Here is an 11851-nt window from a genome sequence, read left to right as displayed (position 1 = left end):
CACAAGGCCAATTGCCAGCCTGCGAGCGGAACGAGTGTGTTACTAGGTATGTCTAGACTTACCTAGGACCCTCCAGGAGTAAAACCACCATGACCTCAACCTATTACACCGGCGAAGAGCGCAGCAAGCGCATCTTCGCTATCGTCGGTGCCTCTTCGGGCAACCTGGTGGAATGGTTCGACTTCTACGTCTACGCCTTCTGCGCGATCTACTTCGCCCCGGCCTTCTTCCCCTCCGACGACCCCACCGTACAGTTGCTCAACACCGCCGGCGTGTTTGCCGCGGGCTTCCTGATGCGCCCCATCGGTGGCTGGATCTTCGGCCGCCTGGCCGACCGCCATGGCCGCAAGAACTCGCTGATGATCTCGGTGCTGATGATGTGCGCCGGGTCCTTGATGATCGCCTGCCTGCCCACCTACGCCAGCATTGGTACCTGGGCACCCGCGCTGCTGTTGCTCGCCCGCCTGATCCAGGGCCTTTCGGTGGGTGGCGAGTACGGCACCACCGCCACTTACATGAGCGAAGTGGCGCTGCGCGGCCAGCGCGGCTTCTTCGCCTCGTTCCAGTACGTGACCTTGATCGGCGGCCAGTTGCTGGCCGTGCTGGTGGTGGTGATCCTGCAGCAACTGCTGACAGAGGACGAGTTGCGTGCCTGGGGCTGGCGCATTCCGTTCGTGGTCGGCGCCGTGGCCGCACTGATCTCGCTGATGCTGCGCCGCTCGCTGCACGAAACCAGCAATGCCGAAACCCGCAATGACAAAGATGCCGGTTCGATCAGCGGGCTGTTCCGCAACCACACCGCAGCGTTCATCACCGTGCTGGGTTACACCGCGGGCGGGTCGCTGATTTTCTACACTTTCACCACCTACATGCAGAAGTACCTGGTCAATACGGCCGGCATGAACGCCAAGAACGCCAGCTACGTGATGACCGGCGCGCTGTTCCTGTTCATGATCCTGCAGCCGTTCTTCGGCATGTTGTCCGACCGGATTGGCCGGCGTAATTCCATGCTGCTGTTTGGCGCCTTGGGCACGCTGTTCACCGTGCCCCTGCTGATGGCGCTGAAGACCGTGACCAGCCCGTTCCTGGCCTTCGTGCTGATCAGCCTGGCCTTGTGTATCGTCAGTTTCTACACCTCGATCAGCGGCCTGGTAAAAGCGGAGATGTTCCCGCCGCAGGTGCGCGCGCTGGGTGTCGGCCTGGCCTATGCAGTGGCCAACGCGATGTTCGGGGGGTCAGCCGAATACGTGGCGCTGGGCCTGAAGACGCTGGGCATGGAAAACACCTTTTACTGGTACGTGACGGGCATGATGGCGATAGCCTTCCTGTTCAGCCTGCGCCTGCCGAAGCAGGCCGCGTACCTGCACCATGACGATTAAGGACCTGCAATGACGTACCGTGCGGACAACCAGCTGTTCGATGCCTACTTCACCGCGCCGGCCATGCGCGAGATCTTCTCCGACCGCGGCCGCCTGCAGGGCATGCTCGATTTCGAGGCTGCCCTGGCCCGCGCCGAAGCGGCCGCCGGGCTGGTGCCGCACAGCGCGGTGGCGGCCATCGAGGCCGCCTGCAAGGCCGAGCGCTACGACACCCGCGCCCTGGCTGATGCCATCGCCAGCGCTGGCAACTCGGCCATCCCACTGGTGAAGGCGCTGGGCAAGGTGATCGCCAGCGGCGTACCCGAGGCCGAGCGCTATGTGCACCTGGGCGCCACCAGCCAGGACGCCATGGACACCGGGCTGGTACTGCAACTGCGCGATGCCCTCGACCTCATCGAAGCGGACCTTGGCCAACTGGCCGAGACCTTGTCGCGCCAGGCCTTGCAGCATGCCGATACGCCCCTGGTGGGGCGCACCTGGCTGCAGCACGCCACGCCGGTCACCCTGGGCATGAAGCTGGCCAGTGTGCTGGGCGCGCTGACCCGCCATCGCCAACGCCTGCAGGAGCTGCGCCCGCGCCTGCTGTGCCTGCAGTTTGGCGGTGCTTCGGGCAGCCTGGCGGCATTGGGCAGCAAGGCCATGCCGGTAGCCGAGGGCTTGGCCGAGCAGCTCAAGCTGCACTTGCCTGAGCAGCCTTGGCACACCCAGCGCGACCGCCTGGTGGAATTTGCCTCGGTATTGGGCCTGATCGCCGGCAGCCTGGGCAAATTCGGCCGCGATATCAGCCTGCTGATGCAGACCGAGACGGGCGAGGTGTTCGAGCCTTCCGCGCCGGGCAAAGGTGGCTCGTCAACCATGCCGCACAAGCGCAACCCGGTGGGCGCCGCCGTGCTGATCGGTGCCGCCACCCGTGTGCCTGGCCTGGTGTCGACGCTGTTTGCCGCCATGCCTCAAGAACATGAACGCAGCCTCGGCCTGTGGCATGCCGAATGGGAAACCCTGCCGGATATCTGCTGCCTGGTGTCCGGCGCCCTGCGCCAGGCCCAGGTGATCGCCGAAGGCATGCAGGTGGACGCCGAGCGCATGCGCCGCAACCTCGACCTGACCCAGGGCCTGGTGCTGGCCGAAGCCGTCAGCATCGTCCTGGCCCAGCGCCTGGGCCGTGACCGCGCCCACCATCTGCTCGAGCAGTGCTGCCAGCGTGCCGTCGCCGAGCAGCGCCACCTGCGCGCGGTGCTTGGTGACGAGCCGCACGTCAGCGCCGAACTGTCGGCGGAAGAACTCGATCGTTTGCTCGACCCTGCCCATTACCTCGGCCAGGCCCGCGTCTGGGTGGCGCGCGCCGTGGCTGAACATCAACGTTTCACTGCCTGAAGGAGACTGCTGTGGCGCATTTGCAACTGGCCGATGGCGTACTGAACTATCAAATCGATGGCCCGGCGGATGCTCCGGTGCTGGTGTTGTCCAATTCCTTGGGTACCGATCTGGGTATGTGGGACACGCAGATTCCGCTGTGGAGCGAGCACTTGCGCGTGTTGCGTTATGACACCCGCGGCCATGGCGCCTCGCTGGTCACCGCAGGCCCTTACAGCATCGAGCAATTGGGCCGCGATGTGCTTGCCCTGCTCGATGGCCTGGACATCCAGAAAGCGCACTTCGTCGGGCTGTCGATGGGCGGCCTGATCGGCCAGTGGCTGGGGATCAACGCAGGCGAGCGCCTGCACAGCCTTACCCTGTGCAACACCGCGGCCAAGATCGGCAGTGACGAGGTCTGGAACCCGCGCATCGACACCGTGCTCAAGGGCGGCCAGCAGGCCATGGTTGCCCTGCGCGATGCCTCCATTGCGCGCTGGTTTACCCCAGGCTTCGCCCAGACGCAGCCCGAGCAGGCCCAGCGTATCTGCCAGATGCTGGCGCAGACCACGCCTGAGGGCTATGCAGCCAACTGCGCTGCGGTGCGCGACGCCGACTACCGCGAGCACGTGCAGCGTATCCAGGTGCCGACCTTGATCGTTGCCGGTACCGAAGACGTGGTGACCACCCCTGAGCATGGCCGCTTCATGCAGGCTGCCATCCAGGGCGCCGACTATGTCGACTTCCCGGCTGCGCACCTGTCCAACGTCGAGATTGGCGAGCGCTTCAGCCGCCGAGTGCTCGACTTCCTGCTGGCTCACTGAGGATAACGCCATGGATGAGAAACAACGCTACGACGCAGGCATGCAGGTGCGCCGCGCGGTGCTTGGCGATGCGCACGTGGACCGCAGCCTGGAGAAGCTCAACGACTTCAATGGCGAGTTCCAGGAGATGATCCCCCGCCATGCCTGGGGTGATATCTGGACTCGCCCCGGCCTGCCGCGTCACACCCGCAGCCTGATCACCATCGCCATGCTGATCGGCATGAACCGCAACGACGAGCTCAAGCTGCACCTGCGGGCCGCTGCCAACAACGGCGTGACCCGTGACGAGATCAAGGAAGTGCTGATGCAGAGCGCGATCTACTGCGGCATCCCGGCGGCCAATGCCACCTTCCACCTGGCGGAATCGGTGTGGGATGAGCTGGGCGTCGAGTCACGCTCTTAAGCCTCACGGGCTCTTGGTAGGAGCGGCCTTGCGTCGCGAAAGGGGCGCGCAGCGGCCCCGGATATGTGCGGCGACGCTGAAATCGAGGGGCCGCTGCGCAGCCCTTTCGCGACGCAAGGCCGCTCCTACGACGACCGCAGGGCCACTGGGCCGGCATTGGCCTCTACGGCTTGCTTGAGCGCTGGGCACAACCCCAGCATGAATGCCGCTTCCGCCACCACGAACAGGGGCCCGATGATCAGCCCGCTGATATCGTCGACGAACGCCGGCTTGCGGCCTTCGTAATAGTGGCCGACGAACTGGATGATCCAGCCCACCACGAACGCCCCCAGCCCCGCACCGAGCCACAGCCCGGTGCTTTGTACCGCCAGTACCTGGCCAAGCCACAGGCACAGACCCAGCAGCAGCCCCATGACCAGCCCGAAGCGCAGGTCCAGGCGCAGGTAGAACCACACCGAAACCGCCGCCGCGAGCAGGGCAGGGGATAGCCAGATACCGGCAACGTCCCAGCCTGGGCGCGACAGCAGGATGGTCACGGCCAGCACGATCAGTGGGATGCCGACGAAATGAGTAGCGATGTTGCGTGGGTCGCGGTGGTAGTTGGCGTATTGGCTCAGGTGTTCGACGAGGTTTTTCATTGTTGTGCCTCCCTGGTTTGCCGGTACAGGCCCCCATATAGCTCAGGATAGCCCGCACGCACCATCTTCATCATTTCAGCGAATGGCGGCACTGCGCAGGGGCGCATCCAGCCCCACCAGCGTCTCGATCATGGCCCGCGCCGCCGGCGACAAGCGATAGCCGCTGCGGCTGACCACGCCACAGCGCACGCTGAGCACTTCCAGTGCCGGCGGCAGGTTGCGCCAGTGCAGGCGCACCAGGCGCCCGGCGGCCAGGTCTTCGGCAACGGCTTCCTCGCTGGCGGTGCCGATTGCATCACTGGCCTGCACCACGCTGCGCAACACCGCCAGGTGCTCGGTCTGCAGGTGTGGGGTGAAGTCGCTGCGCCCGCTCAGGTTGGCCAGGCGCTTGCGTACGCCAGGTGCAAGCAGGGCGCTGGCCAGCGGGTAGGTGAACAGGTCGTTGGTCGACAGGCTGTCCTTGGCCAGCAAGGGGTGGCCGGGGCGGCAGAAAAACAGGCCGGGCCGTGGCGACAGTGGCTCGGTATGGAAGTTGGGGTCGGCCTCGAAGGGGCGGATGTCGTCGACGAAAAACTCGATCTGCTCACGGCGCAGTGCCTGGCCAAGGCGTTCGGCATTGTCCACCAGCAACGCGGTGCGGATCCCCGGGTGGCTGTCGATGAAGTGGCGCAAGGCTTCGGGGACCAGGCGCACGGCCAGGGCCGGGCCGCTGCCAAAGTGCAACTCTCCGGCATCGAGCTTGGTCATCTGCAGCACTTCGTTGCTCAGTTGCGCGGCACCTTGTACCAGGCGGCGGGCGTGCTGCAGTACCACCAAGCCTTCAGGGGTGGGCGGCAGCGCTTTGCTGGCACGGTCGACCAAGGGGCAGCCGAAGGTTTGTTCCAGGCCCTGGATGGCGCGGCTGAAGGCAGGCTGGGTGATGCCCATGGCCTCGGCGGCGCGGACGAAACTGCGGTACTCGGTGAGTGCAATGAAATAGCGCAGTTGACGAAGGTCCATGGTGAGGCTCTAGGGCGGGGAACAGACGTCGATTTAAGCGGTTACCGCATATGTCGTCAAAGATGGTTTATTTCGTTAGTTATTCTTTTTTGTTATTTAAACCCTCGTCACGGGTTTGACTGCGACGAGGGTGGCCAGATCACAGCAGATTCAACGGGTAACTCACAATCAGTCGGTTCTCATCGAACGCATTGGTGCTGAAATCCCGGCGCATGGTGGAGTTGCGCCATTTCACCGACAGGTCCTTGAACGACCCCGACTGCACCACGTAGGCCAACTCGGTCTCCCGTGCCCATTCCTTGCCATCGTCGACGCCACCCGCCGTCACGTTGTCACCCTTGATATAGCGGTTCATCAAGGTCAGCCCCGGTACCCCGACGGTGGCGAAGTTGAAGTCATGGCGCACCTGCCAGGAACGCTCCTTGGCATTGTCGAAGCTGGCGTTGTAGCTGTCGTTGGCCAAGGTGCCGCCGCTGGTGCCGTTGACCCGCAGCCAGGCGTCATCGCCACTGACCTTTTGCAGGCCGACGTAGAAGGTATGGCCTTGGTAGCGTGCCGAAAGCAGTGCCGAGGCGGTGCGGTTATCCAGTTCCCCAGCGCGCTCGGCGCCGTCTTCCTTGCCGATGAAGTAGCCGAGGTTGGCGCCCAGGGTCCAGTCGCCCAGTGGCTGGCTGTGTACCAGGTTGAGGTACTGCTGGCGGTAGATGTCCTTGAGTTGGGCATCCCACAGCCCAATCATCGTGCGCTTGTCGTTGAAGGTGTATTCACCGCCGCCGAAGTTGAAGCGGTCCGAGGTGAAGGCTGCACGGCCATTGAGCGACATGTCTTCCATGCTGGCGTCGTTGCGTGGGCTGTTGCCGCGGAACTGGCCGGCGTACAGGGTCAGGCCGTCGATTTCCTTGGAGGTGAGCTGGCCGCCGCGGAAGGTCTGTGGCAGCGAGCGGCCATCGTCCGAACGCAGGATCGGCAGCACTGGCATCCATTCGCCGACCTTCAGTTCGGTCTGCGAGAGCTTGGCTTTCAGGGCCACGCCCAGGCGGCCGAAATCGTCTGCGGGACGGCCGTCATCGTGCACCGGCAACAGGTGGGTGTTGGTGGTGCCTCTGCCGCCATCGAGCTTGACCGAGTACATGCCCAACACATCCACGCCGAAACCCACGGTGCCCTGGGTGAAGCCGGAGCGGGCATCGAGGATGAAGCTCTGGGTCCATTCCTCGGCCTTGCTCTGGGGGTGGGCTGGGTCGACGAAGTTGCGGTTGATGTAGAAGTTGCGCAGGTTGAGGGTGGCCTTGGCGTCTTCCATGAAGCCGCCGTCCGCAGCAAACGCGGGGAGGGTGCAGGACATGGCCAACAGGCCGGGCAGCAGCTGGCGTGCGGTATGCGAAGTGCTCATCTGTCGTGGATCTCTTGTTTTTATGGGCGAGCCGTTGCGCTGCAGGATGCGGCCTGCAGGTGCGGGTCTTTGATGAACGTGGGCAACGTTGCGTGAGCGGATGGTGCGGGGAAGGGAAGGGGCGAGGCAATTCGTCGCAGACGGTATGGGGCGATAATCGAACGGAATGTTCCAGGTGGTTAATTGTTTGCCTGCCCAGGCAAGCGACAACAAAAAGCCCACCGCGAGGGTGGGCTTGATGTTGCTACCAGGGCATTCAGCCTTTCGGTGTTGCCACCGAAGCCTGCTGATTGGCCTGCCCGGTCTGCTCGTACCAGCCGCCGCCGAGCGCCTTGTACAGGTTGACCTCGCTGGTCAGCTGCGACAGGCGATCACCGATCAGTGCCTGCTGGGCGCTGAACAGGTTACGTTGGGCGTCGAGGAAGGTCAGGTTGCTGTCGATACCGATACGGTAGCGACGCTCGGCCAGGCGGTAGTAGTCCTGGTTGGCCTGCACCAGGTCACGCTGGGCCTGCAACTGCTCTTCGAAGGTCTTGCGCGCCGCCAGGCCATCGGAGACTTCCTGGAAGGCGGTCTGGATGGTCTTCTCGTACTTGGCGACGTTGATGTCCTTCTGGATCTTCGAGTAGTCCAGGCTGGCCTTCAGGCTGCCGGCGTTGAAGATCGGCAGGTTGATCTGCGGCTGGAACAACCAGGTGCCCGAACCGCCTTTGAACAGGCCGTCCATGTCGGTACTCAAGGTGCCGGCGTTGGCGGTCAGGCTGATGCTCGGGAAGAACGCTGCACGGGCCGCGCCGATGTTGGCGTTGGCGGCCTTGAGCAGGTGCTCGGCTTCCTGGATGTCCGGGCGACGCTGAAGGATGTCCGACGGCAGGCCGGCCGGTACTTCGGCCAGCTGGTCGGCGTTCAGCTCCAGCGGCTGGGGCAGGTTGGCCGGTACGCCGGTACCCAGCAGCACAGTCAGGCTGTTGAGGTCCTGGGCAACCAGGCGCTGGTACTGCGAGTACTTGACCCGCGCGCCTTCCACGGCGGTGCGTGCCTGGCTGAGGTCGAGCGCCGAGGCGACACCGACTTCATTGCTGCGACGGGTCAGGTTGTAGCTTTCCTGGTAGGTCTTCAGGGTGTCTTCGGTCAGCTTGAACAACGCCTGATCCGCCTGCCAGGTGTAGTAGGCGTTGGCCACGCTGGCCACCAGGGCGATCTGCGTGGAGCGCCGTGCCTGTTCACTGGACAGGTAGGTTTCCAGCGCTTGCTCGCTAAGGCTGCGCACACGGCCGAAAAGGTCCAGCTCATAGGCACTGACGCCGAGAGTGGCCGAGTACTGGCTGGTGATACCGGCTTGGCCGGTCTGCGACATGTCTGCCGGTACCCGCTGGCGGCTGCCGCTGCCAGTGGCCGAAACCGCCGGGAACAGGTCGGCCCGCTGGATGCGGTACTGCGCGCGGTAGGCGTCGATGTTCAGCGCCGCGACACGCAGGTCGCGGTTGTTCACCAGCGAGGTCTGAATCAGCTGCTGCAGCGCCGGGTCGTGGAAGAACTGGCGCCAGCCCTGTTCGGCGGCAGCAACGTCTGCCGATTGGGTCGGCGAATACGCAGGGCCTTGCGGCCACTGCGCTGCCACCGGCGCTTCCGGGGTCTGGTAATCAGGGATCAGCGAGCAACCGCCAAGAATGAAAGCGGTTACCGCCAGGGACAACAAAGACTTGGTCATTGCCCAGCCTCATAACGTGGAGTTTCAGGGGTGTCGTCTTTTTTCGGCTCTTTGCTGCCGAACATCGACGACACTGCGACGAAGAATAGCGGTACCCAGAAGATTGCCAGCACGGTCGCACTGATCATGCCGCCGATCACGCCGGTGCCGATCGCATGCTGGCTGCCGGCGCCTGCGCCGCTGGCGATGGTCAACGGTACCACGCCGAGGATGAACGCCAGCGAGGTCATGATGATCGGGCGCAGACGCATGCGGCACGCCTCGATCGCAGCGTCGTACAGGCTGCGGCCCTGCTCGTGCAGCTCTTTGGCGAACTCGACGATCAGGATCGCGTTCTTCGCCGCCAGGCCGATGGTGGTCAACAGGCCGACCAGGAAGTACACGTCGTTGGACAAACCGCGCAGGCTGGCGGCGATCAGGGCACCGATGATACCCAGCGGTACCACCAGCACGACCGCGATCGGGATCGACCAGCTTTCGTACAACGCTGCCAGGCACAGGAACACGAACAGAATCGAGAGGGCGAACAGTGCCGGCATCTGCGAGCCGGAGAGTTTTTCCTCATAGGACATGCCCGTCCAGGAGAAGCCGATACCGTCCGGCAGCTCGCCAGCGATGCGTTCCACTTCAGCCATGGCCTCACCGGTACTGTAGCCCGGCGCTGGCGCACCAAGGATTTCCATCGCCTCGACGCCGTTGTAACGGGACAGCTTCGGCGAGCCGTAGGTCCATTCGCCCTTGGCGAAGGAAGAGAACGGCACCATCTCGCCCTTACCGTTGCGTACGTACCACTTCTGCAGGTCTTCCGGGCTCATCCGGGCATTGGGTTCACCCTGGATGTACACCTTCTTGACCCGGCCACGGTCGATGAAGTCGTTGACGTAGCTGGCACCCAAGGCAATCGACAGGGTGTTGTTGATGTCGGCGATGGTCACGCCCAGGGCGCTGGCACGTTCGTCATCAATGGTCAGCTGGTACTGCGGTTCATCGTTCAGGCCGTTAGGGCGCACGGCACTGAGTATCTTGCTCTGTGCAGCCTTGGCCAGGAACTGGTTGCGTGCTTCCATGAGTTTTGCATGGCCGACGCCGCCGCGGTCCTGGAGGAACACGTCGAAGCCGGTGGCGTTACCCAGTTCGAGTACCGCAGGCGGGGCGAATGCGAACACCATCGCATCGCGGAAGGTGAAGAAGTGCTGCTGCGCACGCTGGGCCAGGGCGAACACACTGTTCTCCTGGGAGCGCTCGCCCCACGGCTTGAGCATGATGAACGCCATGCCCGAGCTTTGGCCGCGGCCGGCAAAGTTGAAGCCGTTGACGGTGAACACCGACGAAACGGTATCGGCTTCGTCCTTGAGCAGGTATTCACGCATCTGGTCGACCACCACCTGGGTGCGTTCAGCACTGGAGCCTGCCGGGGTCTGCACCTGGGCAAACAACACGCCTTGGTCTTCTTCAGGCAGGAACGCCGTCGGGATGCGGGTGAACAGCCAGATCATGCCAACCACGATCAGTGCATAGCCCAGCAGGAAGGGCACCTTGTTGCGCAGGATGGTGCCCACGCTGCGCTCGTAGCCGTTTACGCTGCGGTCGAAGTTGCGGTTGAACCAGCCGAAGAAACCACCTTTGGCTGTGTGGTGCTCGCCCTTCTTCAGCGGCTTGAGCATGGTTGCGCACAGTGCCGGGGTAAAGACCAGCGCCACCAGCACCGACAGGCCCATGGCCGAGACGATGGTGATGGAGAACTGGCGGTAGATCACCCCAGTGGAACCGCCGAAGAAGGCCATGGGCAGCAGTACCGCCGACAGCACCAGGGCGATACCCACCAGGGCACCCTGGATCTGCTCCATGGAACGCTTGGTGGCTTCCTTGGGTGGCAAGCCCTCCTCGGACATCACCCGCTCGACGTTCTCCACCACGACGATGGCGTCGTCCACCAGCAAGCCGATGGCCAGGACCATGGCGAACATGGTCAGGGTGTTGATGCTGAAGCCCGCAGCGGCAAGGATGCCGAAGGTACCCAGCAACACCACCGGTACGGTCATGGTGGTGATGATGGTAGCGCGGAAGTTCTGCAGGAACAGGTACATCACCAGGAACACCAGGACCACGGCTTCGATCAGGGTGTGGATCACCCCACTGATCGATTCGGTGACCACTGGCGTGGTGTCGTACGGGAACACGGCCTTCACGCCCGGCGGGAAGAACGGCTCGAGGTCGCTGATGGTCTGGCGCAGCGCCTTGGCAGTGTCCAGGGCGTTGGCGCCGGTGGCCAGCTTGACCGCCAGGCCCGAAGCCGGTTTGCCGTTGAACTGGGCACTGACCGCGTAGTTCTCGCCGCCCAGGCCAACCTCGGCGACATCACCCAGGCGTACCTGGGAACCGTCGTTGTTGACCTTGAGCAGGATCTTTTCGAACTGCTCGGCGGTCTGCAGACGGGTCTTGCCGATGATGGTGGCGTTCAGCTGGGTACCCGGCAGGGCAGGCAAGCCGCCGAGCTGGCCGGACGATACCTGCACGTTCTGCGCAGCGACCGCAGTCTTCACGTCGACCGGGGTCAGCTGGAACTTGTTCAGCTTGGCCGGATCGAGCCAGATACGCATGGCGTACTGGGCACCGAACACCTGGAAGTCACCCACGCCGGCGGTCCGCGAAACCGGGTCCTGCATGTTCGAGACGATGTAGTTGGCCAAGTCGTCCTTGGTCATGCTGCCATCTTCGGACACCAGGCCGATCACCAACAGGAAGTTTTTCACTGCCTTGGTGACACGGATACCCTGTTGCTGCACTTCCTGCGGCAACAGCGGGGTGGCCAGGTTCAGCTTGTTCTGAACCTGAACCTGCGCGGTGTCGGCGTTGGTGCCTTGCTCGAAGGTAGCGGTGATGGTCATGCTGCCGTCGGAGTTACTTTCCGAAGACACATAACGCAGGTTGTCGATACCGTTGAGCTGCTGCTCGATGACCTGCACCACGGTGTCCTGCACCGTCTGCGCCGAGGCGCCCGGGTAGGTCACGGCGATGGCGATGGCCGGTGGCGCGATGCTTGGGTACTGGTTGATCGGCAACTTCAGGATCGACAGGGCCCCGACCAGCATGATCACCAAGGCGATCACCCAGGCGAAGATCGGGCGATCGATAAAGAACTTCGACATGG

Annotated in this window: 9 protein-coding genes; 4 read left to right on the top strand and 5 right to left on the bottom strand. The window is 63.6% G+C overall.

Annotation, left to right across the window (positions count from 1 at the left end; genetic code table 11):
• The first annotated feature begins 89 nt into the window (after positions 1-89).
• Genes PC358_RS22970 through pcaC form a run of 4 tightly spaced genes read left to right on the top strand, consistent with a single transcriptional unit; the run spans position 90 to position 3959 of the window.
• Complete coding sequence (locus PC358_RS22970) at positions 90-1379, top strand: MFS family transporter (protein WP_033702762.1); 1290 nt, start codon at positions 90-92, stop codon at positions 1377-1379.
• Between the two features lie 9 nt (positions 1380-1388).
• Positions 1389-2753 carry a 3-carboxy-cis,cis-muconate cycloisomerase gene (locus PC358_RS22965; RefSeq protein ID WP_033702761.1) on the top strand — a complete coding sequence of 455 codons (1365 nt, stop codon included), beginning with the start codon at positions 1389-1391 and terminating at the stop codon, positions 2751-2753.
• A gap of 11 nt (positions 2754-2764) precedes the next feature.
• The gene (gene pcaD / locus PC358_RS22960) at positions 2765-3556 is read left to right on the top strand and encodes a 3-oxoadipate enol-lactonase (RefSeq protein ID WP_033702760.1); all 792 of its coding nucleotides are present in this window, start codon (positions 2765-2767) and stop codon (positions 3554-3556) included.
• Between the two features lie 10 nt (positions 3557-3566).
• The gene (gene pcaC / locus PC358_RS22955) at positions 3567-3959 is read left to right on the top strand and encodes a 4-carboxymuconolactone decarboxylase (RefSeq protein ID WP_033702759.1); all 393 of its coding nucleotides are present in this window, start codon (positions 3567-3569) and stop codon (positions 3957-3959) included.
• Between the two features lie 125 nt (positions 3960-4084).
• Here pcaC and PC358_RS22950 read toward each other — a convergent pair whose 3' ends face one another.
• The 5 genes from PC358_RS22950 to ttgB all read right to left on the bottom strand — a co-directional run bounded on the left by PC358_RS22950 (position 4085) and on the right by ttgB (position 11849).
• A complete protein-coding gene (locus tag PC358_RS22950) occupies positions 4085-4597 on the bottom strand; it encodes an Mpo1 family 2-hydroxy fatty acid dioxygenase (protein ID WP_033702758.1) in 513 nt (170 codons plus the stop codon).
• 75 nt (positions 4598-4672) lie between these two features.
• Positions 4673-5596 carry a LysR family transcriptional regulator gene (locus PC358_RS22945; RefSeq protein ID WP_033702757.1) on the bottom strand — a complete coding sequence of 308 codons (924 nt, stop codon included), beginning with the start codon at positions 5594-5596 and terminating at the stop codon, positions 4673-4675.
• Between the two features lie 139 nt (positions 5597-5735).
• Positions 5736-6989, bottom strand: coding sequence for an OprD family porin (locus PC358_RS22940; protein WP_033702756.1), 1254 nt, complete (start codon positions 6987-6989; stop codon positions 5736-5738).
• Between the two features lie 256 nt (positions 6990-7245).
• Positions 7246-8700 (bottom strand): AdeC/AdeK/OprM family multidrug efflux complex outer membrane factor, encoded by a 1455-nt coding sequence (locus tag PC358_RS22935; RefSeq protein WP_033702755.1) that lies wholly within the window; start codon positions 8698-8700, stop codon positions 7246-7248.
• Positions 8697-11849 carry a multidrug efflux RND transporter permease subunit TtgB gene (gene ttgB / locus PC358_RS22930; protein WP_033702754.1) on the bottom strand — a complete coding sequence of 1051 codons (3153 nt, stop codon included), beginning with the start codon at positions 11847-11849 and terminating at the stop codon, positions 8697-8699. The genes PC358_RS22935 and ttgB overlap by 4 nt, the downstream gene beginning before the upstream one ends.
• Positions 11850-11851: the final 2 nt, after the last annotated feature.

Source organism: Pseudomonas capeferrum (assembly GCF_000731675.1).
Lineage (GTDB): Bacteria > Pseudomonadota > Gammaproteobacteria > Pseudomonadales > Pseudomonadaceae > Aquipseudomonas > Aquipseudomonas capeferrum.
The sequence above is the reverse complement of the archived record's forward strand: the minus strand, read 5'-3'. Positions and strand labels throughout refer to the sequence as shown.

Coding starts and splice junctions, on each gene's coding strand:
- pcaC (WP_033702759.1), top strand. CDS start 3,567: ATGGATGAGAAACAACGCTACGACGCAGGCATGCAGGTGCGCCGCGCG.
- PC358_RS22965 (WP_033702761.1), top strand. CDS start 1,389: ATGACGTACCGTGCGGACAACCAGCTGTTCGATGCCTACTTCACCGCG.
- PC358_RS22945 (WP_033702757.1), bottom strand. CDS start 5,596: ATGGACCTTCGTCAACTGCGCTATTTCATTGCACTCACCGAGTACCGC.
- PC358_RS22970 (WP_033702762.1), top strand. CDS start 90: ATGACCTCAACCTATTACACCGGCGAAGAGCGCAGCAAGCGCATCTTC.
- PC358_RS22940 (WP_033702756.1), bottom strand. CDS start 6,989: ATGAGCACTTCGCATACCGCACGCCAGCTGCTGCCCGGCCTGTTGGCC.
- PC358_RS22950 (WP_033702758.1), bottom strand. CDS start 4,597: ATGAAAAACCTCGTCGAACACCTGAGCCAATACGCCAACTACCACCGC.
- ttgB (WP_033702754.1), bottom strand. CDS start 11,849: ATGTCGAAGTTCTTTATCGATCGCCCGATCTTCGCCTGGGTGATCGCC.
- PC358_RS22935 (WP_033702755.1), bottom strand. CDS start 8,700: ATGACCAAGTCTTTGTTGTCCCTGGCGGTAACCGCTTTCATTCTTGGC.